Origin of the sequence: Streptomyces sp. NPDC001678 (assembly GCF_042892945.1) — a bacterium.
Lineage (GTDB): Bacteria > Actinomycetota > Actinomycetes > Streptomycetales > Streptomycetaceae > Streptomyces.
This window is the reverse complement of the sequence record NZ_JBIAUP010000003.1, coordinates 348,072-373,235: the sequence shown is the minus strand read 5'-3', so window position 1 is coordinate 373,235 and position 25,164 is coordinate 348,072. Positions and strand designations below refer to the sequence as shown.

Annotated in this window: 22 protein-coding genes; 5 read left to right on the top strand and 17 right to left on the bottom strand. The window is 72.7% G+C overall.

From position 1 onward, the window contains the following. Window positions 1-29 precede the first annotated feature (29 nt). The 6 genes from ACFYZR_RS08450 to pdhA (ACFYZR_RS08425) all read right to left on the bottom strand — a co-directional run bounded on the left by ACFYZR_RS08450 (window position 30) and on the right by pdhA (ACFYZR_RS08425) (window position 7,005). Window positions 30-1,307 carry a nitrate/nitrite transporter gene (locus ACFYZR_RS08450; RefSeq protein ID WP_391907326.1) on the bottom strand — a complete coding sequence of 426 codons (1,278 nt, stop codon included), beginning with the start codon at window positions 1,305-1,307 and terminating at the stop codon, window positions 30-32. Window positions 1,308-1,366: 59 nt separating this feature from the next. Beyond that, the gene (locus ACFYZR_RS08445; protein ID WP_391906868.1) at window positions 1,367-2,029 is read right to left on the bottom strand and encodes a GntR family transcriptional regulator; all 663 of its coding nucleotides are present in this window, start codon (window positions 2,027-2,029) and stop codon (window positions 1,367-1,369) included. 98 nt (window positions 2,030-2,127) lie between these two features. Next, complete coding sequence (locus ACFYZR_RS08440) at window positions 2,128-2,958, bottom strand: helix-turn-helix transcriptional regulator (RefSeq protein WP_391906865.1); 831 nt, start codon at window positions 2,956-2,958, stop codon at window positions 2,128-2,130. A 352-nt stretch (window positions 2,959-3,310) separates the two neighbouring features. Continuing rightward, complete coding sequence (locus tag ACFYZR_RS08435) at window positions 3,311-4,855, bottom strand: dihydrolipoamide acetyltransferase family protein (protein WP_391907323.1); 1,545 nt, start codon at window positions 4,853-4,855, stop codon at window positions 3,311-3,313. Window positions 4,856-4,876: 21 nt separating this feature from the next. Further along, window positions 4,877-5,857: an alpha-ketoacid dehydrogenase subunit beta gene (locus ACFYZR_RS08430; RefSeq protein WP_391906862.1), complete on the bottom strand. Its 981-nt coding sequence runs from the start codon at window positions 5,855-5,857 to the stop codon at window positions 4,877-4,879. A gap of 2 nt (window positions 5,858-5,859) precedes the next feature. Then, window positions 5,860-7,005 (bottom strand): pyruvate dehydrogenase (acetyl-transferring) E1 component subunit alpha, encoded by a 1,146-nt coding sequence (gene pdhA, locus ACFYZR_RS08425; RefSeq protein ID WP_391906860.1) that lies wholly within the window; start codon window positions 7,003-7,005, stop codon window positions 5,860-5,862. Window positions 7,006-7,369: 364 nt separating this feature from the next. Here pdhA (ACFYZR_RS08425) and ACFYZR_RS08420 point away from each other — a divergent pair, with 364 nt between their 5' ends. The 3 genes from ACFYZR_RS08420 to ACFYZR_RS08410 all read left to right on the top strand — a co-directional run bounded on the left by ACFYZR_RS08420 (window position 7,370) and on the right by ACFYZR_RS08410 (window position 9,755). After that, on the top strand, window positions 7,370-8,029 hold the full coding sequence (locus ACFYZR_RS08420; protein WP_391906857.1) for a response regulator: 660 nt from the start codon (window positions 7,370-7,372) through the stop codon (window positions 8,027-8,029). Between the two features lie 205 nt (window positions 8,030-8,234). After that, window positions 8,235-8,684, top strand: coding sequence for a pyridoxamine 5'-phosphate oxidase family protein (locus tag ACFYZR_RS08415; RefSeq protein WP_391906854.1), 450 nt, complete (start codon window positions 8,235-8,237; stop codon window positions 8,682-8,684). A 15-nt stretch (window positions 8,685-8,699) separates the two neighbouring features. Next, window positions 8,700-9,755 (top strand): phosphotransferase, encoded by a 1,056-nt coding sequence (locus ACFYZR_RS08410; protein WP_391906851.1) that lies wholly within the window; start codon window positions 8,700-8,702, stop codon window positions 9,753-9,755. Between the two features lie 90 nt (window positions 9,756-9,845). Here the strand turns inward: ACFYZR_RS08410 and ACFYZR_RS08405 are convergent, their stop codons facing one another. Next, window positions 9,846-11,477 carry a protein kinase gene (locus ACFYZR_RS08405; protein ID WP_391906849.1) on the bottom strand — a complete coding sequence of 544 codons (1,632 nt, stop codon included), beginning with the start codon at window positions 11,475-11,477 and terminating at the stop codon, window positions 9,846-9,848. A gap of 360 nt (window positions 11,478-11,837) precedes the next feature. Between ACFYZR_RS08405 and ACFYZR_RS08400 the strand changes: the two genes are divergently transcribed. Next, the gene (locus ACFYZR_RS08400; RefSeq protein ID WP_391906846.1) at window positions 11,838-13,610 is read left to right on the top strand and encodes a protein kinase; all 1,773 of its coding nucleotides are present in this window, start codon (window positions 11,838-11,840) and stop codon (window positions 13,608-13,610) included. Window positions 13,611-13,714: 104 nt separating this feature from the next. Here the strand turns inward: ACFYZR_RS08400 and ACFYZR_RS08395 are convergent, their stop codons facing one another. The 9 genes from ACFYZR_RS08395 to pdhA (ACFYZR_RS08355) form a co-directional block, all read right to left on the bottom strand. Beyond that, entirely contained in the window at window positions 13,715-14,275 is a 561-nt protein-coding gene (locus ACFYZR_RS08395; protein WP_391906843.1) for a bacterial proteasome activator family protein, read from the bottom strand. Window positions 14,276-14,372: 97 nt separating this feature from the next. Beyond that, on the bottom strand, window positions 14,373-14,978 hold the full coding sequence (locus ACFYZR_RS08390; RefSeq protein ID WP_391906840.1) for a hypothetical protein: 606 nt from the start codon (window positions 14,976-14,978) through the stop codon (window positions 14,373-14,375). A 99-nt stretch (window positions 14,979-15,077) separates the two neighbouring features. Continuing rightward, window positions 15,078-16,055, bottom strand: coding sequence for an NAD(P)H-quinone oxidoreductase (locus ACFYZR_RS08385; protein ID WP_391906838.1), 978 nt, complete (start codon window positions 16,053-16,055; stop codon window positions 15,078-15,080). 117 nt (window positions 16,056-16,172) lie between these two features. After that, complete coding sequence (locus tag ACFYZR_RS08380; RefSeq protein WP_391906836.1) at window positions 16,173-17,237, bottom strand: potassium channel family protein; 1,065 nt, start codon at window positions 17,235-17,237, stop codon at window positions 16,173-16,175. Then, complete coding sequence (locus ACFYZR_RS08375; protein ID WP_391907320.1) at window positions 17,234-18,847, bottom strand: molybdopterin molybdotransferase MoeA; 1,614 nt, start codon at window positions 18,845-18,847, stop codon at window positions 17,234-17,236. The genes ACFYZR_RS08380 and ACFYZR_RS08375 overlap by 4 nt, the downstream gene beginning before the upstream one ends. A 461-nt stretch (window positions 18,848-19,308) precedes the next feature. After that, entirely contained in the window at window positions 19,309-20,169 is an 861-nt protein-coding gene (locus ACFYZR_RS08370; protein WP_391906833.1) for an NTP transferase domain-containing protein, read from the bottom strand. Between the two features lie 79 nt (window positions 20,170-20,248). Then, window positions 20,249-21,625, bottom strand: a complete 1,377-nt coding sequence (locus ACFYZR_RS08365) for a dihydrolipoamide acetyltransferase family protein (protein ID WP_391906830.1) — start codon at window positions 21,623-21,625, stop codon at window positions 20,249-20,251. Continuing rightward, entirely contained in the window at window positions 21,625-22,671 is a 1,047-nt protein-coding gene (locus ACFYZR_RS08360) for an alpha-ketoacid dehydrogenase subunit beta (protein ID WP_391906827.1), read from the bottom strand. Before ACFYZR_RS08360 ends, ACFYZR_RS08365 begins: the two co-directional genes overlap by 1 nt. Further along, complete coding sequence (gene pdhA / locus ACFYZR_RS08355) at window positions 22,668-23,837, bottom strand: pyruvate dehydrogenase (acetyl-transferring) E1 component subunit alpha (protein WP_391906824.1); 1,170 nt, start codon at window positions 23,835-23,837, stop codon at window positions 22,668-22,670. The genes ACFYZR_RS08360 and pdhA (ACFYZR_RS08355) overlap by 4 nt, the downstream gene beginning before the upstream one ends. A gap of 170 nt (window positions 23,838-24,007) precedes the next feature. Here pdhA (ACFYZR_RS08355) and ACFYZR_RS08350 point away from each other — a divergent pair, with 170 nt between their 5' ends. Next, complete coding sequence (locus ACFYZR_RS08350) at window positions 24,008-24,514, top strand: Lrp/AsnC family transcriptional regulator (protein ID WP_229348933.1); 507 nt, start codon at window positions 24,008-24,010, stop codon at window positions 24,512-24,514. Window positions 24,515-24,569: 55 nt separating this feature from the next. Here ACFYZR_RS08350 and ACFYZR_RS08345 read toward each other — a convergent pair whose 3' ends face one another. After that, window positions 24,570-25,163 carry a TetR/AcrR family transcriptional regulator gene (locus tag ACFYZR_RS08345; protein WP_391906820.1) on the bottom strand — a complete coding sequence of 198 codons (594 nt, stop codon included), beginning with the start codon at window positions 25,161-25,163 and terminating at the stop codon, window positions 24,570-24,572. Window position 25,164: the final 1 nt, after the last annotated feature.

Sequence of the window (25,164 nt, the reverse complement as noted above, 5' to 3'; positions counted from 1 at the left end):
CCTGAGACTCGTACGGCCCCTGCGGCCCCTCAGGCGCGCAGTCCGCCGCCCTTGTTGTCCCGCACCGGTACGTGCACGGTCGCCACGCGCGACGCCACGGTCCGCTCCCGCTCGCGCCGCAGCGCCGGGCCGCGCAGCAGCAGGATCCGGGACAGACCCAGCGCCTGGAGGGCGAAGACGGCGCAGAAGGCGATCCGGTAGCTGCCGCCGGTGGCGTCCAGCAGGACACCGACGGCCAGCAGGGTCGTGATGGTGGCGAGGAAGCCGCCCATGTTGACGATGCCGGAGGCGGTGCCCTGGCGTTCGGGCGGGTTCGCGGGGCGGCCGAAGTCGAAGCCGATCATCGAGGCCGGGCCGCAGGCGCCGAGCACCACGCACAGGGTGGCCAGCAGCCACAGCGGCGCGTGCGCCCCGGGCCAGCCGAGGACGGCCGCCCACAGCAGGGCCGTCGCCGCGAGCGTGCCGAGCGCGAGGGGCAGCCGGGCCTCGTGGTGGCGGGCGACGACCTGTCCGTAGACCAGGCCGACGCCCATGTTGGACAGGACCACGAGCGTCAGCAGGGTGCCCGCCGTCCCCCTGGCCAGCCCCTGGGCCTCCACCAGGAACGGCATGCCCCACAGCAGCAGGAAGACCATCGCGGGGAACTGGGTGGTGAAGTGCGTCCACAGGCCCAGCCGGGTGCCGGGCTCCCGCCACGCCCCCACGAGCTGCCCGCGCACCGCGCCCTTGCCGGGGCGGGGGCCGGGGGCGGGCTCGTACCCCTCGGGGTGGTCCTTCAGGAAGAGCAGGAGCAGGCCCAGCGCCACGAGACCGGCGGCCGCGCTGCCCGCGAAGGCCGCGGTCCAGCCGATGTCGTGGAGCAGCCGGGACAGGACGACGGTCGAGACGAGATTGCCGCCCATCCCGATGAGCGCCGCGACCTGCGCGATCATCGGGCCCCGGCGGGCGGGAAACCAGCGGGCGCCCAGCCGCAGCACGCTGATGAAGGTCATGGCGTCGCCGCAGCCCAGCAGGGCCCGGCAGGCGAGCGCCGCGCCGTAGGAGTGGGCGAAGGCGAAGCCGAACTGGCCGGTGGTGAAGAGCACCGCGCCCAGGGCGAGCACCTTCCTGGTGCCCATCCGGTCGACCATCAGGCCGACGGGTATCTGCATGCCCGCGTAGACGAGCAACTGGAGTATGGAGAACGCCGACAGCTCCGAGGCGCCGACGTGGAAGCGGTCGGCGGCGTCGATGCCGGCGACCCCCAGGCTGGTGCGGAAGATGATGGCGACGAAGTAGACCGTGACGCCGACGCCCCAGACGACCATGGCCCGGCGGCCACCGGGTGGGTCGCCGGGCAGTCCTGGGGCGGCGCCTCCGCCGGGGCTCACCGTGTCTCCCCGCGGGCCAGGTTGCGCACCCAGCTGACGTGCCGGTGGACGATCTCCGTCGCCGCCGCGGCGTCCCCGGAGCGCAGGGCGGTGAGGATCTCGGTGTGCTCGGCGATGTTCTTGGCGATCCGGTCGGGGTGGGCGTGCATCACGGCCACGCCCATCCGCAGCTGCCGGTCGCGCAGCTGCTCGTAGAGGTCCGAGAGGATGCGGTTGCCGGCGCTGCGCACGATCTCCGCGTGGAAGGCGCGGTCGCTGCGGGAGACCGCGTTCAGATCGCCCGTCGCGGCCTGCTCCCGCATGTCGTCCACCAGCTCCTCCAGCCGGGCGATCAGCGCCGGTGGGGCCGGTACGGCCCTGCCCACCGCGTGCTTCTCGACCAGCAGCCGGGTCTCCACCACATCCGCGATCTCCTGTGCGGACACGGCCAGCACGAGCGCCCCCTTCTTCGGGTAGAGCTTGAGCAGCCCCTCGCCCTCCAGTCGCAGCAGCGCCTCGCGCACCGGGGTCCGGGAGACCCCGACGGCCTGCGCCAGATCGCCTTCGGTGAGGAGCGTGCCGCCTTCGTAACGCCGTTGCAGTACGGCTTCCTTCACATGTGCGTAGACACGGTCGGCGGCGGCGGGACGTCTGCTCTGGACGGCGGGGGCGCTCGGCATGCGCACAGCATAGATACAACACAGATGCGTGATGAGGCCCTGTCCGCGATACGGACGATCGTCCGTCTAGGAGCCGGCCCCGGCGCACCGGCGAAACGTCACCTCGGGACGCCCGCCCAGCCGTCCGCCGGAGTGATGAAGACGAAGCGCAGATCCGTGCGCTGTATCGGCAGCAGCACATGGGTGGTCACGCATACCTCGGCGTGCCCGTGGTACGGCAGGCACAGCCGGAAGACATGGCCGTCGCGGTGCTCGACCACGTCGTACTCCTCGGCCCAGATACGGCGGCAGTCGGCGTCGGAGTCGAGGATCTCCTGGACCAGGGCGCGCAGTTCGGCGTTGCCGGGGTCGCTGTTGGCGGCGACGCGGAGCATGGCGAGGTAGACGCGGGCGCAGGCGTCCTCCCAGTCGAGCATCTGCTCGCGGGCCTCGGGGTCGAGGAGCGCCCAGCGCAGCAGATTGGGACGGGGGCGCAGGACCCAGGGGAACCACTCGCCCATGAGGGCGTTGGCGGCGACGACGTTCCAGGCGCCGTCGGAGAGGTAGGCGGGATAGGTGACCTGCTGGTGGAGCAGGGCCTGGACGCCCTGGGGGAGGTCCGTGCGGTCGCGCCCGGCCTCGGGCGGGCGACGGCCGGAGACGGCCAGGAAGAGGGTGAGCGTCTCCGCCTCGCTGAGCCGGAGGGCTTCGGCGACCCTCAGCAGAAACCTTTCGGAGAAGTCCTGCCGACGGCCGGCCTCCAGCGCGCGGTACCAACCCTCGCTGACGCCGGTCATCCGCGCGACATGCGCCTGCGAAAGCCGACGCCCCGGTATGGGAAAAGTCCCGCGCAGCTCGCGGACCGTCCGCGCGTCGACGCGGCCCCGCCAGGCCCGGAGCAGACGGCTGATGGATTCACCGTCGTCCGCGCGGTCCACCGCGGCTTTCAAAGCGGCCTCCCAATCCGACAGTGCAAGTGTCGGTCAATCTTAAGTAATTTGCCCAGCACGGGCCATTCCACCCTCTGCCGGGGTGGTGCCCCGAGGCCGCTCCGCATACGGACAGAGGGCCCGGACGCCATGCTCTCTCCTCACTGGAGGGGGGTGAGGAGGGGGTATCCGGGCCCTCTGTCCTGTACGCGACATGTCGGCCATTGGCCCGTTTTCCGGACCGCCGAGCCGGTTTTATATGGCCTATGCACGGATCAATATGGCCCATGCATGGATCGGCCGGTCCTCGGAACCCCCGGAACCCCCGGAACCCCCGGAACCCCCGGAACGGAAAGCTCCGGGGGCGACCGCGTCACGCCCAGGTGATCAGGCGCTTGGGGTCCTCCAGGACGGCGGCGACATCCGCGAGGAAGCGGGAGCCGAGCTCGCCGTCGATCAGGCGGTGGTCGAAGGAGAGCGCCAGCGTGGTGACATGACGCGGCTTGACCTTGCCCTTGTGGACCCACGGCTGGAGCTTGATCGCCCCGAAGGCCAGGATCGCGGACTCGCCCGGGTTGAGGATGGGCGTACCGGTGTCGACGCCGAAGACGCCGACGTTGGTGATGGTGAGGGTGCCGCCGGCCATGTCCGCCGGGGACGTCTTCCCCTCGCGCGCGGTGGCCACGAGGTCGGACAGCGACCGCGAGAGCTCCGGGAGCGCCTTGTCCTGGGCGTCCTTGATGTTCGGCACGATCAGCCCGCGCGGCGTCGCCGCCGCGATGCCCAGGTTGACGTAGTGCTTGAGGACGATCTCCTGGTTCTCCTCGTCCCAGGCCGCGTTGACGTCCGGGTTGCGCTTGACCGCCACGAGCAGGGCCTTGGCGACGAGCAGCAGCGGATTGACGCGCAGACCGGCCATGTCGGGGTCGGCCTTGAGCTTCTGGACGAGCTTCATCGTGCGGGTGACGTCGACGGTGATGAACTCCGTGACGTGCGGCGCGGTGAAGGCGCTGGCGACCATCGCCTGGGCGGTGACCTTGCGGACGCCCTTGACGGGGATCCGGGTCTCCCGTGCCCCGTTCGCGACGGGCGCGGCGACGGCTACGGCAGCGGGGGCCACGACCTCGGCGGCCGGCTGTGCGGCGGCCTGGGCGGCGGCCTGGGTCGCGGCGTGGACGTCCTCCCGGGTGACGACCCCGCCGGGACCGGTCGGGACGACCGTGGTCAGGTCGATGCCGAGGTCCTTGGCGAGCTTGCGCACCGGAGGTTTGGCGAGCGGACGAGCACCAACGGGTGCCGCGGCCGAGCCGGCCACCGGGGCAGGCGCCGGAACGGGTGCCGGAGCGGGTGCCGGAGCAGGCGCGGCGGGAGCCACCGGGGCGACCGGTGCGGTGCCCGCGTGCCCGTTGAGCTCGGCCTGGATCGCGGCGGCCACCGTCGCGCCCGTCGCGGCCGGGCCGGTGCCCTCCGCCGGGACGCCGGCGTGCGGCCCGGCCGTGCCCGTCGCGGCGGCGACGGACGCCTTGCGCGGTCGGCGCTTGGTCGAGGACGGCGCGGCGCCGTAGCCGACCAGCACGGCCTGGCGGCCCTGCTGCTCCGGCTCGGGCTCCTCGGTGGCGGCCGGGGCCGCCGCCGGGGCCTCCTCCGCGGGCCCCGCGCCGGGCTGGGTGTCCACCGAGATGATCACCTGGCCGACGTCCACCGTCGTGCCCTCTCCGAAGCGCAGCTCGTGCACCACGCCGTCGAAGGGGATCGGCAGTTCCACGGCCGCCTTGGCGGTCTCGACCTCGCAGACCACCTGTCCGTCGGCGACCGTGTCGCCGACGTTCACGTACCACTTGAGGATCTCGGCCTCGGTCAGTCCCTCGCCGACGTCCGGCATCTTGAACTCACGGAAGCGCTGGGTGTTAGCGGTCATCGTCACGACTCTTCCTCGTCCCTAGTACGCCAGCGCGCGGTCGACGGAGTCGAGCACACGGTCCAGGCCCGGCAGGTACTCGTCCTCCAGCCGGGACGGCGGGTAGGGGGCGTGATAGCCGCCGACCCGCAGGACGGGGGCCTCCAGGTGGTAGAAGCAGCGCTCGGTGATCCGGGCGGCGATCTCGGCGCCCGATCCGAAGAAGACGGGCGCCTCGTGGACGACGACCAGCCTGCGGGTCTTCTCCACCGACCGCTGGATCGCGTCGAAGTCGATGGGCGAGATCGACCGCAGGTCCAGGACCTCCAGCGACTTGCCCTCCTCGGCGGCCGCCGCGGCGGCCTCCAGACAGGTCTTGACCATCGGGCCGTAGGCCACCAGCGTCAGGTCCGTGCCCTCGCGCACCGTGCGCGCGGCGTGCAGCGGGCCGGGGATCGCGGCCGTGTCGACCTCGGCGCGGTCGTGGTAGCGCCGCTTGGGCTCGAAGTAGATGACCGGGTCGTCGCTCTGGATGGCCTGCTGCATCATCCAGTAGGCGTCGGCGGAGTTCGACGGCGAGACGATCTTCAGACCGGCGACGTGCGCGAACAGCGACTCCGGCGACTCGCTGTGGTGCTCCACCGCGCCGATCGCGCCGCCGTAGGGGATGCGGATGACGACGGGCAGCTTGATCTTGCCGAGCGCGCGGGCGTGCATCTTCGCCAGCTGCGTGACGATCTGGTCGTACGCCGGGAAGACGAAACCGTCGAACTGGATCTCCACGACCGGCCGGTAGCCGCGCAGCGCCATCCCGATCGCGGTGCCGACGATGCCGGACTCCGCCAGCGGCGTGTCGATGACGCGGTCCTCGCCGAAGTCCTTCTGGAGGCCGTCGGTGACCCGGAAGACGCCGCCGAGCTTGCCGACGTCCTCACCCATGATCAGGACCTTGGGGTCGGTCTCCAGGGCGGTCCGCAGGGAGGCGTTGATCGCCTTGGCGATCGTGAGCTTCTCGACGCTCATGGCTAGTTGGTCTCCTCTGCGAACGAAGCCTGGTACGCGGCGAACTGGGCGCGCTCCTCGTCGACCAGCGCGTGGCCGTCGGCGTAGGTGTGCTCGAACATCGCCATGTGGTCGGGGTCGGGCATGGCGCGCACCGTGTCGCGGACCCGCTTCGCGAGCGCGTCGCTCTCGCTCTCCAGCGCGGTGAAGAAGTCCTCGTCGGCGAGGCCCTCGCGCTCCAGGTGGGCGCGCAGGCGCAGGATCGGGTCCTTCGCCTCCCACAGCTCCCGCTCCTCGTCGCGGCGGTAGCGGGTGGGGTCGTCGGAGGTGGTGTGGGCGCCCATGCGGTAGGTGAACGCCTCGATCAGCATCGGGCCCTCGCCGGTGCGGGCGCGGTCCAGGGCGGCCTTGGTGACGGCCAGGACGGCCAGCACGTCGTTGCCGTCGACCCGGACGCCGGGGAAGCCGTAGCCCTGGGCGCGCTGGTAGAGCGGGACGCGGGTCTGCTTCTCGGTGGGCTCGGAGATGGCCCACTGGTTGTTCTGGCAGAAGAAGACCACCGGCGCGTTGTAGACGGCGGCGAAGGTGAAGGCCTCCGCCACGTCGCCCTGGCTGGAGGCGCCGTCGCCGAAGTAGGCGATCACGGCGGAGTCCGCGCCGTCCTTGGCGACGCCCATCGCGTAGCCGGTGGCGTGCAGCGCCTGGGAGCCGATGACGATCGTGTAGAGGTGGAAGTTGTTCTCGTTGGGGTCCCAGCCGCCGTGGTTCACGCCGCGGAACATCCCCAGCAGGTTCGTGGGGTCGACCCCACGGCACCAGGCGACGCCGTGCTCGCGGTAGGTCGGGAAGACGTAGTCGTCGTCGCGGGTGGCGCGACCGGAGCCGATCTGCGCGGCCTCCTGGCCCAGCAGCGAGGCCCACAGGCCCAGTTCGCCCTGCCGCTGCAGGGTCGTCGCCTCGCCGTCGAAGCGGCGGGTCAGCACCATGTCGCGGTACAGGCCCCGCAGTTCCTCGGGCGACAGGTCGATGGAGTAGTCCGGGTGCTCGACCCGCTCGCCTTCCGGCGTCAGCAGCTGTACGAGCTCGGGCTCGCCGGTGGCCTTCTTGGCCCCGGCGCGCTTGACGCCGCTGCGTCGCGACTTGCGCGCGGCAGTGCTGTCCACGGTCACGTGTGCTCCTCCGTCTGTCCGGCCCCCGGGGTCGCCGGCGGCCGGAGGGGGTCTCCCCGCCGTGAGGCGGGAAGAGGCTCGCTCGATCCCCGACGGCACACGGGGTGGGTGTGCCGAGGCCGGAACCGGGCGTGACAGGTTGCCCCGGCGAATGGCCTGCAATAAGCACGTTACCCAGTGCGAGGCATTCCTGCGAAACCCCACCTGACCTGCGATTTTGCTTGGATTTCCAAGTAAATCGAGAAAGCCGGGCCAATGGAGGTGCCAATCCACTGGTCAGCGCCTTGCGAACCGCCGTCGGAACGGGGGCACGTTATCCCGCCGGACAAGGGCGGGGGAAGACTTGACGTGCGAGACTGGCACCGTGCGCGAACAAGGAAAAATCACGGTATTTCTGCTTGACGACCATGAAGTCGTACGTCGCGGCGTCCACGAGATGCTCGCCGGGGAGCCGGACATCGAGGTCGTGGGCGAGGCCGGAACCGCCGCGGACGCGCTGGTGCGCATTCCCGCCACCAGACCGGACGTCGCCGTACTGGACGTTCGCCTTCCGGATGGCAGCGGAGTAGAAGTATGCCGTGAGATCCGTTCGCAGGACGAAAGCATCAAATGCTTGATGCTCACCTCGTACGCGGATGACGAAGCGCTCTTCGACGCCATCATGGCGGGCGCGGCGGGCTATGTCCTCAAGGCCATCCGCGGCAATGAGCTGCTCTCGGCCGTACGCGACGTGGCGGCCGGCAAATCCCTGCTGGACCCCGTGGCGACCGCGCGCGTCCTGGAGCGGCTGCGCGACGGCAGGACCTCCCGGGGCGACGACCGCCTCGCCTCCCTCACCGACCAGGAGCGCCGCATCCTCGACCTGATCGGCGAGGGCCTGACCAACCGCGTCATCGGCGAACGGCTGCACCTGGCCGAGAAGACCATCAAGAACTACGTCTCCAGCCTCCTCTCCAAGCTGGGCATGGAACGCCGCTCCCAGGCCGCCGCCTATGTGGCCCGGCTCCAGGCGGAGAAGCGCTAGGCGCTCCGCTGGGAGCGAGGCCATACGTCGGTAGCGAGGTCATACGTCTGCGGGCCGCCCGTGGCTGGTCGCGCCCACGCGGCGGTAGCCGCATATCGACACCGCCCCGCGCCCCTTCGGGGCACGCGTCCGGGACCTAGGTCCCGGCCATCTGGGGCGGGTGGCCCCTACGAGCCGTGCGCGACGGCAGTGCAAAGTGGTGCCCATGCCAACCGCGCCTCACGACGGACACCGGGCGGACGAGTACCGCGCGCTCGAACTGCTCTCCCGCACGCCCTACGGCAGGGTCTCGGTGAGCATGCGCGCCCTGCCCTTCGTCACCGTCGCCCGCCACGTCGTCGTCGACGGCAAGGTCCTCATGCGGCTGCACGGCGGCTTCGGCTACGCCCAGGCCTGCGACGGCAGCGTGGTGGCGTACGGCGCCGACAACCTCGCCGACCGCGAGGAGGGCGACGAATCCGTCTGGACCGTGCAGTTCGTCGGCACGGCGCGGATCTTCGTCCCCGGCCCGGAGGAGCACCGGCTCTTCGGCCGCGCCCCGCACTCCGCCGACGACGCGCCCTTCATCCCCGAATACCTGTGCATAGAACCTCAGTTCATCACCCTGCACCACCTCGAAGGCGTACCCGCGCGACGAGCCGCACACTCAGCGTGAACTAACATTTGGGGCGTGCCGCGCTCACTTGTCACCGATGCCGATGCCCCAGCCGACACCGGCACCCTGCGCGCCCTGCTGCGCCGCTACGAGAAGGCCGGCGAGCCCGTCGCCTGCGACACGCTGACCGAGGGCCTGCTCAACCGCGGCTACCGGCTCACCACCACCCGCGGCCGCTTCTTCCTCAAGCACCACCTCGACGGCGACCGCGACGCCATCGCCCGTCAGCACGAGGCCACCCGCCGGCTGGGCGCCCTCGGTCTGCCCGTCGCCCCGCCCGTGGCGGACAGCGCCGGCGAGACCGTCGTGGTCCTCGGCGGCCGCTGCTACGCCCTCCACCCCTGGATCGAGGGCCGGCACCGGGACGGCGGCGAGCTCACCGCCGCCCAGTCGCGCCGTCTGGGCGCGCTGCTGGGCCGGGTGCACAAAACCCTGGAGCAGGTCATGGAAGGCCCCGAGGGCGCCTTCCAGGGCGCCGTGACGGCCCGGGACGCGGCGGCCGACCCCGAGGACACCTTCGCCCTGATCGAGGAGCTCCTGAGCCTGGTCCGCGGCGGGGACAGCCGCCCCCGCGACTGCTTCGACGAGCTGGCCGAGCACCGCCTGATCGAGCGCCGCGCCCTGCTGGAGCTGCACGCCCACCGGCGCCCGCCGGCCGCCGCCACCCCCGCCAGGGGCTGGGTGCACGGCGACTTCCACCCGCTCAACCTGCTCTACCGGGGCGCCGAGCCCGCCGCGATCGTCGACTGGGACCGGCTGGGCGTCCAGCCGCGCGCCGAGGAGGCCGTACGGGCCGCGGTCATCTTCTTCCTCCGCCCGGACGGCACGCTGGACCTGGCGAAGATACGGCCCTACGCGCGTGCCTACCGCCGGGTCACCGGCGCGGACGCCGCCGAGCTGGGCGCCGCCGTGCACCGGGTGTGGTGGGAGCGGCTGAACGACTTCTGGATGCTGCGCTGGCGCTACCAGCTGCGCGACCACCGCGCCGACCCGGGCTTCCCGGCCTCGGCGGCGCTGGCGGTGTGGTGGACGGGCGCGTACGAGTCCGTGCGCGAGGCGTTCACGGACTGAGACCGGGGCAAGCACGGACTGAGACCGGAGCAGCGCCTTCACCGGACGAGGCCGGACCCCCGATGGGGTCCGGCCTCGTTTCGTATCGGCTCAGCCGACGGTGCCCTGGTTGGCGCCACCCTGGGTGGTGGTGCCCGGCGTGCCCTTGTCCGGCGGGTCCGGCGTGTGGGGCGGCTGCTTCCCGTCGTCCGGGGACTTGGTCGGGTTCGCCGTCGGGTCCGTGCCGCCCGACGGGTTGGCCGTCGGATTGCCGGTCGGCGGCTTGGTCACGTGCCCCGTCGAGTCGTCGGAGGGCTCGCGCTGCCGGTTGCGGGTGTTGTCGCTCCAGTCGTCGGTCTCGCCGCCGGTGCCGGTGCCCGTGTCGGACGTGTGGCCCTTGGAGGGCTTCCGGCTGGGCTTCTCGCTGCTGGGCGTGGGCGCGCTGGGGGTGGTGGTGACCTTGTCGCTGGTCGTCTTGTTGCTGTCGCCACCCTTGCCGTCGGGCTTGAGCATGAAGGCGATGCCCGCCACGACCGCGACCACCGCGAGCGCGGCGACCAGCCACAGCTTGCCCTTGCCGCCGCCCGAACCGCCGCGGCCGCCGTTGTAACCGCCGTTGTAGCCGTTGAAACCGCCGTCGTCGGCACCCTGGCGGCGCGGGATCACCGGCTGCTGCGAGGTGTCGCCGTGCTGCGGGTGCGGCATGGCCGAGGTGGCGCCCACACCGCCGCCGATGCCCACGCCGCCGATGACCTGGGTCGCGGCGGTGGCGTGGTCGATCGGGCCGGTGTTCCAGACGCCCGTGTGGCTGCCCGCCTCGTGCAGCATCTGGAGCGCGTACTGGACCAGCCCGCGCATCTCCTCCGCGCTCTGGAACCGGTCGTCCGGGTCCTTGGCGAGGGAGCGCATGACGAGCCCGTCCAGCTCCGGCGGCACCGACGCCTGCACCTGGGACGGCGCCACGGGGATGTCCTGGACGTGCTGGTAGACCACCGACAGCGGGGTCTCACCGGTGAACGGCGGGCGCAGGGCCAGCAGTTCGTAGAGCAGACAGCCGGTGGCGTAGAGGTCCGAGCGGGCGTCGACGGTCTTGCCGAGGGCCTGCTCGGGGGAGAGGTACTGGGGCGTGCCCATGACCATGCCGGTCTGGGTCATGGTGGACGCCGCGCCGTGGAGGGCCCGGGCGATGCCGAAGTCCATGACCTTGACCGCGCCCGTGTTGGTGATGATCACGTTGGCGGGCTTGATGTCGCGGTGCACGATGCCGTGCTGATGGCTGTAGGCCAGCGCCTCCAGCACCCCGGAGACGATGATCAGCGCCTGCTCCGGCGGCGGCGCCTCGGAGTTGAGCAGCAGGTCGCGAATGGTGCGGCCCTCGACCAGCTCCATGACGATGTACGGCACGACATTGCGGCCGACGGTGTCCTCGCCGGAGTCGTAGACGGCGACCACGGCGTGGTGGTTCAGCCCGGCGACGGACTGTGCCTCGCGGGTGAAGCGCGCCTTGGAGACCGGGTCCTCGGCGAGGTCGGCGCGGAGCAGCTTCACCGCGACGGTACGGCCCAGCCGTACGTCCTCGGCGGCGAAGACCTCCGCCATGCCGCCCCGGCCCAGCCGGTGTGTGAGGCGGTAGCGGCCGTCACCGACCAGCCCTCCGTTGCCCCACATTTCAGGCACATCGGGCATTCCGCCCCCGTTGGCGTCAGGGTCGGACGGCCCCTGGGCGCTCTGCGTCTGTGCCATCAGTCCTCGCCGTCGTGTCTGGTCCGCCGCCGTCGCTTCTCGTCGGAAGGCGATTGCGCGGGGTAACTCGAGAAAGCAGTCTTCCGCTAGGGCACGCTACAGGCTTTGCGACGTGTCCCGGTCCGGGATGGACCGGCTATCAAACCCGTACCGGTACGAGCAAGGCAAATCCCGTGACACCTTGTCGCGCATCCGGTCACGGAACGGGCACGCGGCTTGACGTGCCCGGCGCCTCGGGCAGACTTGGCCGGGATACGACGAAGGACAGCTGGATCGACGCGCCCCGGGCGCGTCACGAAACCACTCCAGCGACGCCAGTTTCGCCAGGCAGTGCGCCGAGGCCGAGGGGGAAGCAACACCATGAGCCAGGACGGCGCTCAGGGCCGCTACGCGGGACGATCTGTCGGCCGGGGCCGCTACCAGCTGCGCGACCTGCTCGGCGAGGGCGGCATGGCGTCCGTGCACCTGGCCTACGACACGGTGCTGGACAGACAGGTCGCGGTCAAGACCCTCCACACCGAGCTGGGCCGCGAATCCTCCTTCCGCGAGCGTTTCCGCCGCGAGGCCCAGTCCGTGGCCAAGCTCACCCACACCAACATCGTCTCGGTGTTCGACACGGGCGAGGACGACCTCGACGGCTCGACGATGCCGTACATCGTCATGGAGTACGTCGAGGGACAGCCGCTGCGCTCGGTGCTCGACGCGGACGTCGCCCAGTACGGCGCGATGCCCGCACAGAAAGCGCTCAAGATCACAGCCGATGTGCTGGCCGCGCTCGAGGTCAGCCATGAGATGGGCCTGGTCCACCGCGACATCAAGCCCGGCAACGTGATGATGACCAAGCGCGGCGTGGTCAAGGTCATGGACTTCGGCATCGCCCGCGCCATGCAGTCGGGCGTCACCTCCATGACCCAGACCGGCATGGTCGTCGGCACCCCGCAGTACCTCTCGCCCGAGCAGGCCCTGGGCCGCGGCGTCGACGCCCGCTCCGACCTCTACTCGGTCGGCATCATGCTCTTCGAGCTGCTGACCGGCCGGCTGCCCTTCGACGCGGACTCCCCGCTGGCGATCGCCTACGCGCACGTCCAGGAGGAGCCGGTCGCGCCCTCCACGATCAACCGCTCGATCCCGCCGGCCGTGGACGCGCTGGTCATGCGCGCCCTGAAGAAGAACCCGAACGAGCGCTTCCCGAGCGCCGAGGCCATGCGCGACGAGTGCGCCCGGGTCGCGGGCACCGCCCAGGCGGCACCCGCGCCGATCATCATCGCGGGCGGCCCGCCGGCCCGCAGCGGCGCCGGCGTCGGCTCGGCGGTCTTCCCGCCCGTGGACGGCCAGACGCCCGCTCCGGGCCCGCAGAGCGTCCAGACGCCGTACCAGCCCCACCCGGCCCCGCCGAGCCCGTACAACGGCGGCTACGGGCCTTCCACGCCCCCTCCGGGCCCCCAGGCCTACGCGACGCCCGCGTACGGGGACACGGCCGCCTACGCCGCTCCCTCGGCGCCCGTCGGCGCCACCGCCGGATCCGGTTCCGGCTCCGGCGGCAAGAGCAACAAGCCGGTGCTCATCGGCTCCGGCGTCGTCGCGGTGCTCGCGGTCATCGGTGTGATCGCCGCGATCGCGCTCAACGGCGGCGATCACACCGATGACAACAAGAACCAGGCGGGCGGAGGCGGCCAGAGCTCCGCCCCGGCCCCCGCCGACCCCGGCGGCGGCAACGGCAGCACCACCGGCGGCTCGGGCGGCGGCGCAGGCACCGCGGGCGGCTCGGCCGGCGGCAACGCCAACGGGACGGGCAAGGGCAACGCCAATGGGAACGGCAACGCCAACGGCGCCCAGACGAAGGTCAAGGACGGCGACAAGTCCAAGACCATCGAGCCGGAGAAGTGCACCAAGGCCTACGACAACTTCCAGGACAAGACGAAGAAGAGCTCGCCGGACTTCAAGTACATCTACGTCGACTCGGTCAAGGAATGCCTCCAGGCGGCGGGCTGGAAGTACCGCGTCGACAAGGTGAACGAGAACACCTGGGGCAAGGGCACCGTGATGACCCAGCAGCCGCAGTCGGGCGACCCGTTCGACCCGAAGACCGACCAGTTCGTCCTGACGGTCTCGACGGGCGAGTCGGGCTCCTGACGTCGTAACGCCGTAACGGTTCGCACGAAGGCCGGTTGTCGCGTGAGACGCGACAACCGGCCTTCGTGCTGCTCGTGAACCCGGCCTACGTGGCTACGGAGTGACTACAGATACGGGCCGGAGCGGGCGCCGCCGTGCTGGAGGCCGTCGTGGTCGTCGTCGATGGAGACGCCGGCCGGCAGGGCCCGGCGCATCTGCTCCAACTGGGCCCGGGCGGCCATCTGCTGGGCGAACAGCGTGGTCTGGATGCCGTGGAAGAGGCCCTCCAGCCAGCCCACGAGCTGGGCCTGCGCGATCCGCAGCTCCGCCTCGGTGGGGATCGTGTCGTCGGTGAAGGGCAGCGACAGCCGCTCCAGCTCCTCCACCAGCTCGGGCGCGAGACCGTCCTCCAGCTCCCTGACCGAGCTGTGGTGGATCTCCTTGAGGCGGACCCGGCTCGCCTCGTCGAGAGGAGCCGCCCGGACCTCCTCCAGCAGCTGCTTGATCATGCTGCCGATGCGCATCACCTTGGCGGGCTGTTCCACCATCTCCGTCACCGGGACCTCGCGCGGCTCGTCGTCGCCCTCCCCGCCGCCGGGGCTGGCGCTGCCGAGAGCCATGCCGTCCGGTCCCACGACCAGGACGTGCGGGCTCTCCTGCGACCGTTCATTCCTCGGCATATCCATGCCGCCATTCTCTCGCACAGCTGATTTCCCCCTCTTGATGCCCTCGTACACGCCTGATCCACCGTGGGGGGCGCATGGAAGCGCGCCGTGTTTCCGGCTATCTGCGCCGCAAACGGAGCGCGATGAAGCCCAGCCCCAGTCCCGTCAGCGTCATTCCGGTTCCCAGCGGGAGCACCCGCATCACCCGGTCCGGCTCTCCGGCCGCCTCCCGCCGCCCCGGCGCGTGAGCGGCGCCGCGCGGCGCGTACGAGGGCGGTGCCACCCGGTGCCGGCCCGCCTCCTCCCCGCCCGGCACCGCACCGGGGCCCGCGCCGCCCGATCGCCCGCCCGGGGCGGCCCCGGCGGGGGTGGACGGCGACGAAAACGGCGATGACGACGGCGCTGTCGCGGACGGGGATATCTCCGTGCGGCCGGGGTGCCCCCGCCCCTCGCCCGCGACGGTGCCGGCGAGCAGGCCGGAGACAGGGGAGGACGGCGCGGACGGGAACACGGTGGTCGACGTCGTGGCCACGAGCGGGACGGAGGGCGCCGGGTCCATCGGCTCCCGTTCGTCCGCCCACGCCGCCGAGGGAACGGCCAGTGCCATCGAGGGAAAGGCCAGCGCCATCGATGCCGCCGATATCGCCAGCCCGGAAAGGAACGTCCTGCCCGTATGCCGCGGTCCAGTGGTCGATCCGGTGGTCGATCCGGTGGCGGTGGTCATGGTCGCCGGCCTCCGTACGGGAGACCCCCCTACGGACCCCTCCACCCTCACACGCCGCCCGGCGCGGGGCGCGCTGGACGGCGTACGCGGGTGAAGGGCTCAGACGGTCAGCAGGACCTTCCCGACGTGCGCGCTGTCCTCCACCACACGGTGGGCGGCCGCCGCGTCCCGCATCGGCACGGTGCGGTCGACCACCGCCCGTACCCGGCCACCCGCGATCAGCGGCCACACGTGCTCGCGCACCGCCGCCACGATCGTGGCCTTCTCGGCGAGCGGGCGGCCGCGCAGCGAGGTCGCCGTGATCGCCGCGCGCTTGGCGAGCAGCTTCCCCAGGTCCAGTTCGCCCTTGCGGCCGCCCTGGAGGCCGATGATGGCGAGCCGGCCGTTGACGGCCAGGACGTCGAGGTTCCGCTCCAGGTACTTGGCGCCGATGATGTCGAGGACGACGTCCACGCCGATGCCGCCGGTGAGTTTGCGCAGTTCCTCGACGAAATCCTGTTCGCGGTAGTCGATGAGGATGTCCGCGCCCAGCTCCCGGCAGCGCTCCAGCTTCTCCGCCCCGCCCGCCGTGACCGCGACGCGGGCGCCGACCGCCTTGGCCAGCTGCACGGCCATGGTGCCGATGCCGCTGCCGCCGCCGTGGACCAGGAAGGTCTCACCGGGCCGCAGATGGGCGATCATAAAGACGTTCGACCAGACCGTGGCGGTGACCTCGGGCAGCGCCGCCGCCGAGACCAGGTCCAAGCCGTTGGGCACGGGCAGCAACTGCCCCACCGGGACACAGACCTTCTCCGCGTAACCGCCGCCGGCCAGCAGCGCGCACACCTCGTCGCCGACGGCCCAGTCGCTCACCCCGGGGCCGAGCGCGGCGATCCGGCCGGAGACCTCCAGGCCCGGGTAGGGGGAGGCGCCGGGGGGCGGATCGTAGAAGCCCTGCCGCTGGAGCAGATCGGCGCGGTTGACACCCGCGGCCACGACCTCGACCAGGACCTCTCCCCCGCCGGGCGCGGGGTCGGGGACCTCGGCCCAGACCAGGGCCTCGGGTCCGCCGGGTACGGGAATGGTGATGGCATGCATGACCGCGAGGCTACTCCGGGGGCCGCCGACTCCCGGGGGACGCGCGGCGGTTCGTACGGCCGCACGGCGGTTCATATGACCGCGGGGCGGTTCGTATGGCCGCGCGCCCGCTCCCGGTCACTCGTCCGGCGCGACCTGGCGGGCCCGGACGATCGTGATCAGCCGGTCCGTGGCCTTCAGGGGGCTGGCCTCGGGGTCGTCGTAGCCGAGCAGCCGGTGGCCGCGCAGCACGGAGACGACCAGGTCGTCCGTGTCGCGCACGCTCCGCCCCACCTCGGCCTTGACCACGGGGCGTTCGACGAGGTCGAGGCCGCTGCCCTGCTGGATGAGGTCCTCCATGACCGTCCCGGCGCTGGGGCTGATCACGGACATGCCCAGCAGCCGGCCGGCGGCGCTCGCGCTGGTGATGACCGCGTCCGCGCCGGACTGCCGCAGCAGCGGGGCGTTCTCCTCCTCGCGCACGGCGGCCACGATCTTGGCGGCGCGGTTGAGCTGGCGGGCGGTGAGGGTCACCAGGACGGCCGTGTCGTCGCGCTGGGTGGCGACGATGACCTGACGGGCCTTCTGGACCTCGGCGCGCAGCAGGACGTCGCTGCGGGTGGCGTCGCCGATGACCCCCGCGTAGCCGAGGGCGGTGGCCGATTCGACGACCTTGGGGTTGGGGTCGACGACGACGATCCGTTCCCTCTCCCTGGCCTGTCCGCCCGCGCAGAGTGCCTGTACGGCCGAACGGCCCTTGGTGCCGAAGCCGACGACGACGGTGTGCTCGCGCAAGGCGGACCTCCAGCGGGCCAGCCGCCACTGCTCACGGGTGCGCTCGGTGAGGACCTCGAGGGTGGTGCCGACCAGGATGATCAGGAATAGGACACGGAGCGGCGTCACGAGCAGGATGTTCGACAGCCGCGCGCTGTCGCTGTACGGGACGATGTCGCCGTATCCGGTGGTGGACAGGGTGACGGTGGAGTAGTAGACGGCGTCGAGGAAGTCGACGCTGCCGTCGGCGTTGTCGTGATAGCCGCCGCGGTCGCCGTAGACGATGGCGACGGTGGCGACCATGACCAGCAGCGCGAGCAGCAGTCGCCGACCCACCTGCCGTATCGGGGCCACGGTGTAGCGGGGCAGGCGGACACGGGAGTCGGTGGCGTGCCGGTCCTGCTGCGGCTCGTGCTCGGGGAGCTTCACCGGTCGCCCTCCCAGGGGAGGGCGAGGAGTTCGGCCTCACGGTCCGGGCCCAGCCCGCCCGGCGGTACGACGGCCAGCGCGTCGGCGGCGGCCAGGCCGCGCAGCATGGCGGGGCCGTGGAAGCGCAGCGGCCGGGCGTACCCGTCGGGCGTACGGACCACGGGCACCAGCCGGGTGCTGGTGGCGTGGCCGGGCACGTCCTCGGTGAGCGGGGCCCGGCACGTGCGCCGCGCGGGGCGGCCCGCGAGCGTACGCAGCAGCGGCTCGGCCAGCGTCAGCAGACCGGCGACGGCCGCGAGGGGGTTGCCGGGCAGCCCGACCAGATGGCGGCCGGGCGCGAGGCGCGCGAGCAGCATCGGATGCCCCGGGCGCACCGCGACCCCGTCGACCAGGGGCTCGGCGCCCAGCCGACGCAGCGTGGGGCGCACGTGGTCGACGGGCCCCGCGGCCGTGCCGCCGGTCGTCAGCACGAGATCGGCGTCCGACGCCTCCAGCGCGGCGCGCAGCGCCGAGGCGTCGTCGCCGAGGCGGCGCGTCGCCACGACCTCGGCGCCGAGCGCGCCGAGCCAGGGCCCGAGCATGGGCCCGAGCGCGTCCCGGATCCGCCCGTCGTGCGGCAGTCCCTCGCGGAGCAGCTCGTCCCCGAGGACGAGCACCTCGACCCGGGGGCGTGGCACGACCGGTACCTCGTCGTACCCGCCGGCCGCCGCCAGCCCGATCACGGCGGGCGTCACGACGACCCCGGCGGGCAGCAACTCGTCCCCCTCCCGGCACTCCTGTCCCCGGGGCCGCACGTCCTGCCCCTGCGTCAGATGCCGGTCGGCGTACAGCTCCTCGTGCGGCCGTACGACGCCGTGCTCGAACCGCAGCACAGCGGTGGCACCGGGGGGAACCGGGGCGCCGGTCGCGATCCGGACGGCCTCGCCGTCGCCCAGCCGCACGTCGCCGACCTGACCGGCGAGGATGCCGCGGTGGCCCCGGTCGGTGAGCAACCGCCAGGGCCCGGGCCCGGCGACGGCCCAGCCGTCCATCGCGGAGCTGTCGAAGGAGGGCAGATCGGTGAGCGCCACCAGCGCCCCGGCGAGCGTCTGCCCCAAGGCCCGGTCGAGCGCCACGACCCGGGCGCCCTCTTCCTTCCGCCCGGCCACCCGCCGGGCGACGTTCCGCGCGACGTCCCAGGGGGTGGCGGCCGAATGCCCGGGACGCCCTTCACGGGGAGCGGCGGTTGCGGGGGCGGGGGCGGGTTCATCGGGTGCGGGGTCGGCGGGCACGGAGTCCGTGGCTTCGGCGGCGGCGCGGGACGGATCGGCCGGATCGGCCGACTCGGCGTCGGGGGAGGCAGCGGCGGCATGGCGTCGCCTGGCGGACGCGGGATCCGCGGTCCCAGCAGCGGCACGGGGCAAGTCGGCCGACCCGGCGTCTACGGGCGCGGCAGCGGCCCGACGCCGCTTGGCGGCCGCAGTGCGCTTCTTCGGCTTGGCCACAGCGCGACCGGGGTCGGCCGGATCGGCGTCGGGCTGGCCGGCGGGCTGGCCGTCGGGCTGGTCGGCGGCCTGCGCAGCAGACGAAGCCGTGCCGGCGGAACGGCGTGCGGGGCCGTGCGCGGCCATGACCCGGGTGTCCGGCTCATGGCCGGGCGCGGGGATCAGGCCGGCGGAGGGGGTCCGGGGCGCAGCCCCGGTTTCGGGAAGGGGAGGGTCAGGGGCGAACAACGTGTCGTAGAACCGCACCCCCGCGAACGGCACATCAAGCCGCCCCGCGTCCGCCCCCCGCTCGGCCTCGGGCGGTACGAACGGCTCGGCGAACGGATCCGCGTCGAAGTCGAAGCGGAACCGCTCGTCCCGCCCCCGGGCCATCTCCCCGGCCGCCCTGGCCGCGTCGTCCGTCCGAGCCGTCCGAGCCGACTGAGCCGCCTCGGCCGCACGGCCGCCCTGCGGCGCCCGCGGCGCCCGCAGCGCATCCCGCCGTTCCCCGGCGAGCAGCGCCAGCGCCTCCTCCGTGGCGCGCTCGAGCGCGTCCTCGCCGTCCCGGCCACTCACGCGCCCGCGTCCGTTCTCGCGCCCGCGCCCGCTCACGACGGCTTCCCGTCCGTTTCCGCTTCCGCTTCCGCCGCCCACCGCTCGGCCAGCGCACCCGCCACCCGGGCCGCCTCGGCCACGGCCTCCGGGCCACCGCCCCGCAGCGCGGCGGCGTATCCGACGAGGAAGGTCGTCAGGGGCGCGGCGGGGCGGGCCACGCCGTGGGCGGCGTCACGCGCGAGGTCCAGGAGACCGGCCCTGTCGACGTCGAGTTCGATGCCCAGCTCGGCCTTGACCGCGGAGATCCATTCATCCAGCACATGCCTATCGTCCCTGATGCGCGAGCGGGCCTCGCTGATGTCCTCCCAGGTGTCGCAGTCGAAGGAGGCGCCGGCGTGGGGCAGCCGGGTGAGCGACAGCTCACTCGTGAGCATCCGCAGCGGGAGGCCGACAAGCGTGCCGTGTTCGGCGACGAGCAGCCCGAGCTCCCGTCGCAGCGCCTCCGCCCAGTAGGCGGCGACGAGCGGCTGCTCCCGTCCGTCCCCGTCCACGAGGACCGCGCCTTCGGCACCCGTGCCGCCGTCGTCGAGCGCCGCGACCAGCCCCCGTACCGCTCCCGTCTCCAGGAACGGCAGGTCGGCCGAGAGCAGGAGCACCCGCTCCGCGCGGACCTCGCGCAGCCCGGCGGCCAGGCCCGCGAGGGGCCCGCCGCCGGGCGGGGCCTCAAGGGCCCAGGTCACGGGCCGGACCGTGGGCCGCCGGGGGCCGACCACCACGGTCCGCCCGGCCCCGGCGCAGGCGCCCAGCACCCGGTCGAGCAACGCCCGGCCGCCGACCCGCACGGCGGGCTTGTCCGCTCCTCCGAGCCGCCGGGCGGCGCCTCCGGCCAGTACTACCGCGTCGAAAACCGTCACCCGTCGAGTATGGCGACACCGCCACGACCGCCTCGGCCCGGACGGCCCGGATCAGACCATCCGAAACAGACCGTCCGGATCAGACCGTCCGCAGCAGCACCGCCGGCTGCTCGACGCAGTCGGCCACGTACCGCAGGAAGCCGCCCGCCGTGCCGCCGTCGCACACCCGGTGATCGAAGGTGAAGGACAGCTGCACCACATGCCGTACGGCCAACTCCCCCTCGTGCACCCAGGGCTTGGGTGCTATGCGGCCGACTCCCAGCATGGCCGCCTCGGGGTGGTTGATGATCGGCGTGGAGCCGTCGACGCCGAACACCCCGTAGTTGTTGAGGGTGAACGTGCCGCCGGCCAGCTCGGCCGGGCTGATCTTGCCCGCCCGCGCGGCCTCGGTGAGCCGGGCCATCTCGACGGACAGCTCGACCGCGTTGCGCGCGCTGGCGTCGCGCACCACGGGCACGACCAGGCCGCGATCGGTCTGGGCGGCGAAGCCCAGATGGACGTCCGGCAGCCGGACGATCTCCTGGGCCTCGGTGTCCACGGTCGCGTTGAGCTCGGGGTATTTGGCGAGCGCCGCCGTGCAGATCCGGGCCAGCAGGGCGAGCAGGGACACCTTGGCGCCGCCGGAGGCGTTCATGGCCCGGCGCGCTGCCAGCAGTTCGGTGGCGTCCGCGTCCACCCAGCACGTGGCGTCGGGTATCTCGCGGCGGCTGCGGCTGAGCTTCTCGGCGACCACGCCGCGTACGCCGCGCAGCGGTACGCGCAGGCCGTCGGCCACCCGTCGCCCGCCGGAGGCGCGACGGGCGGGCCGGGCCGCCTCGGGGCGGGCGGCGTGCCGCGCCGCCTGGCCCACCGGCGCCGTGCGGGGGGCGTGCGCGGTGAGCGCGGTGAGCGCCGCCTCCTCGACGTCGGCGCGCAGGATCAGCCCGTCGGGGCCGGTGCCCCGGACCCGGGTCAGGTCCACGCCGCGCTCGCGGGCGAGCCGCCGGACGAGCGGGGAGATCACCGCGACGGCCGTGGGCGCCGGTGCCCGTTCGGCCGGGTGTCCGCTCTCGCGGGCCTGGGGCCTGACCCGGCGGCGGCGCGCCGCGGGGGCCTGGGTGCCGTAGCCGACCAGCACATTGCCCGAGCCCTCCTCACCGTTGGCCTTGGCCCCGGCGGCTTCGCCGCGGTCCGTCGAGGGAGCAGCGTCCGCGCCGCCCGTGGGCGCCGTCTCCCCGACCGCCACGGTCAGCAGCGGTGCTCCGACGGGTAGTTCCTCCCCTTCCTCACCGAAGCGGGCGGTGACCACGCCCCCGTAGGGGCAGGGCACCTCCACCATCGCCTTGGCCGTCTCGACCTCGACCACGGGCTGGTCGACGGCGACGACGTCGCCTATCTTCACCAGCCAGCGGACGACCTGCGCCTCCGTGAGGCCCTCGCCCAGGTCGGGCAGCGTGAACTCGCGCACCACCGCCATCAGCGCGCACCACTCTCATCCTCGTCAGGGGTCCATTGCGATTCCCATTGCAGCCGCGCCACCGCGTCCAGGACCCGGTCCACGCCCGGCAGATGGTGCTTCTCCAGCATCGGCGGCGGGTACGGGATGTCGAAGCCCGCGACGCGCAGCACCGGTGCCTCCAGGTGGTGGAAACAGCGCTCGGTGATCCGGGCCGCCAGCTCCCCGCCCGGGCCGCCGAATCCGGTCGACTCGTGGACGACCACCGCGCGCCCGGTCCGCCGTACGGACGCGCAGACGGTCTCCTCGTCGAAGGGGACCAGCGACCGGAGGTCGACGACCTCCAGGTCCCAGCCCTCCGCCACGGCCGCCTCGGCGGCCTCCAGGCAGACGGGCAGCGACGGCCCGTAGGTGATGAGCGTGGCGGACGTGCCTCGTCTGCGGACGACCGCCTTGCCGATGCCCGGCACGTCGTCGGGTCGGTCCGGGTCCCAGTCGGCCTTGGACCAGTAGAGCCGCTTGGGCTCCAGGAAGATCACCGGGTCGTCGGAGGCGATGGCGGCGCGCAGCAGCCCGTAGGCGTCGGCGACGGTCGCCGGGGCGACGACGTGGAGGCCGGGGGTGGCCAGGTAGTAGGCCTCGGAGGAGTCGCTGTGGTGCTCGACCCCGCCGATGCCGCCGCCGTAGGGGACGCGGACAGTGATGGGCATGGGCATGGCTCCGCGCGTGCGGTTGCGCATCCGGGAGACATGGCTGACGAGTTGCTCGAAGGCGGGGTAGGCGAAGGCGTCGAACTGCATCTCCACGACGGGCCGCAGTCCGTACATGGCCATGCCCACGGCCGACCCGAGGATGCCGGCCTCGGCCAGGGGGGTGTCCGTGCAGCGGTCCTCGCCGAACTCCTTGGCCAGCCCGTCGGTGATCCTGAAGACGCCGCCGAGGGTGCCGACGTCCTCGCCGAGGACGTGGACCGCCGGGTCCTCGGCCATGGCGTCGCGCAGCGCGCGGCCGAGCGCCTGCGCCATGCTGGCGGGCCTGCGGCCGGTTTCGACGGACGCGGTGGTCATCGCTGGCTTCCTTCCTGGGGGCCGCCCGCGCGGGCGCCCGGGAGCTCTCCCGCGGCGGTCAGCTCAGCACGCAATTGTGCTGCCTGCTCGCGCAGTTGGGCAGTCTGCTCGGCGTAAACATGCGTGAACAGTTCCATCGGATCGAGCACCGGGTCCTGGTGCATCCGTTCGCGGAGATCGGCCGCCATGCGTTCGGCGGCGTCCTGTTCGGCCCGTATGGCGGCGTCGTCGAGCAGCTCGCGGTCGCGCAGTTCGCGCTCCAGCAGGGCGATGGGGTCGTGGGCGCGCCAGGCCTCGACCTCGGCGTCGCTGCGGTAGCGGGTGGCGTCGTCGGCGTTGGTGTGGGCGTCGATGCGGTAGGTGACGGCTTCGATCAGGGTGGGGCCGCCGCCGGTCCTGGCCCGGTGGACCGCCTCGGTCAGGACCTGGTGGAGGGCCGCCGCGTCGTTGCCGTCGACGAGCCGGCCGGGCATGCCGTAGCCGACGGCCTTGTGCGCCAGGGAGGGGGCGGCGGTCTGCTTGGCGAGGGGGACGGAGATGGCGAAGCCGTTGTTCTGCACGAGGAAGACGACGGGGGCCCGCCAGACGGCCGCGAAGTTCAGCGCCTCGTGGAAGTCGCCCTCGCTGGTGCCGCCGTCGCCGACCATGGCGAGGGCCACGACGTCGTCGCCCTTGAGGCGGGCGGCGTGCGCGAGGCCGACCGCGTGCGGCAGCTGGGTGGCCAGCGGGGTGCTCAGCGGGGCTACGCGGTATTCGTGCGGGTCGTAGCCGGTGTGCCAGTCGCCGCGGAGCAGGGTCAGGGCCTGCACGGGGTCCATGCCGCGGGCGACGGCGGCGAGGGTGTCGCGATAGCTGGGGAAGAGCCAGTCGCGCGGCTCCAGGACCAGGGCCGCGGCGACCTGGCAGGCCTCCTGGCCCGTGGAGGAGGGGTAGACGGCGAGCCGGCCCTGCCGCGTCAGCGCGGTGGCCTGCGTGTTGTAGCGGCGGCCGCGTACGAGCTGTCCGTACAGCCGCAGCAGGAGTGCCGGGTCGCACCCGCCTGCGGCCGGGGTGCCGAGCACCCGGAACGGCTCCGCGTCGGGCAGCAGCGGCGCGGGGTCGGTACGGGGTTGCCAGGCCGGGGGCGGGATGGGCCGGTACGAGCCGGGCTGCTCCAGAACCGTCATGGCGAGCACCTCCTCTTGGGACGAGCTTGACCGGAAAGCGTCCTGCGCTCTCCCTACCGATTGTTCGGTCGTCGGCACTTTTTGGCTACAGGCGACCCGAGCCTGTGGACAAACGGTTCTCCACAACCTGAGATATGGGCAGGACGTCCATGAAGGGGAGGCATGGCGGTATGCCGGACGAACAGATGGCCACTTCGGGCGGCAGACCGCCCGCCCGACCCCTCGACGACATAGACCGCTCGATCCTGCGCATGCTCCAGACGGACGGCCGGGCCTCGATACGGTCCGTGGCCGAGCGGGTGCACGTCTCGCGGGCCAACGCCTACGCGCGGATCAACCGGCTCATCGACGACGGTGTGATCAAGGGGTTCGGCGCCCGGATCGACCAGGAGCGGGCCGGGCACGGCGCCTCGGCCTACATCACGTTGAAGATCGTCCAGAATTCCTGGCGCACGGTCCGCGAAAAGCTCCGGGAGCTGCCGGGCGCCGCCCACATCGCCCTGGTGAGCGGGGACTTCGACGTCCTGCTGCTCGTCCACACCAAGGACAACCGCGCCCTGCGCGAGCTCGTCCTGAGCCGTATCCAGGCGATCGAAGAGGTCCTGAGCACGCGGACGCTGCTGGTCTTCGAGGAGACGGACCTCAAGGAGGACCGCCCGCTCGACGACGGCCGCTAGGGCGCCCGGGGGCGCGGTGCGGCCGCCGGCGGCGGGCGGTGTCCGACCGGGGGCGTCAGCGGTAGGTGCGCAGGCCCGCGAAGGCCGTGTGGACCACCGCGTCGGCCACCTCGTCGCTCGTGGCGGCCCCGCCCCGGTCCGGCCGGTACCACTCCACGACCGAGTTGATCATTCCGAAGAGCAGCCGGGTCGCCAGCCGGACCTCCACGTCCTGCCGGAGGTCGCCGTCGGCGGCGGCCTCCTTCAGCAGCCCGGCGACGCGGTGGTCGAATTCGCGCCGCCGCTCCATCGCCCAGCGCTCGGTGTCCGTGTTGCCCCGCACGCGCAGCAGCAGTGTCACGTAGGGCAGCTCCGCGATCAGCACCTCGACGGTCCGCCGGGTGACGTACTCCAGCCGCTCGACCGCCCGACCGCCGGTGGCGCCCGGCTCGTCCAGCACCGCGAAGAGGCCGTCCAGCGCGCGGCTTATGGCGAGCCGCAGCAGCTCTTCCTTGCCCTTGACGTGGTGGTAGATCGAGGACTTGGAGATCCCGGCCGCCTTGGAGAGGTGCTCCATGGAGGTGCCGTCGTAGCCCCGCTCGTTGAACACCTTGACGGCGACCGCGAGCAGCGATTCGGGCGTGTAGGTGTCGCGCTTGGCCATGGTCATG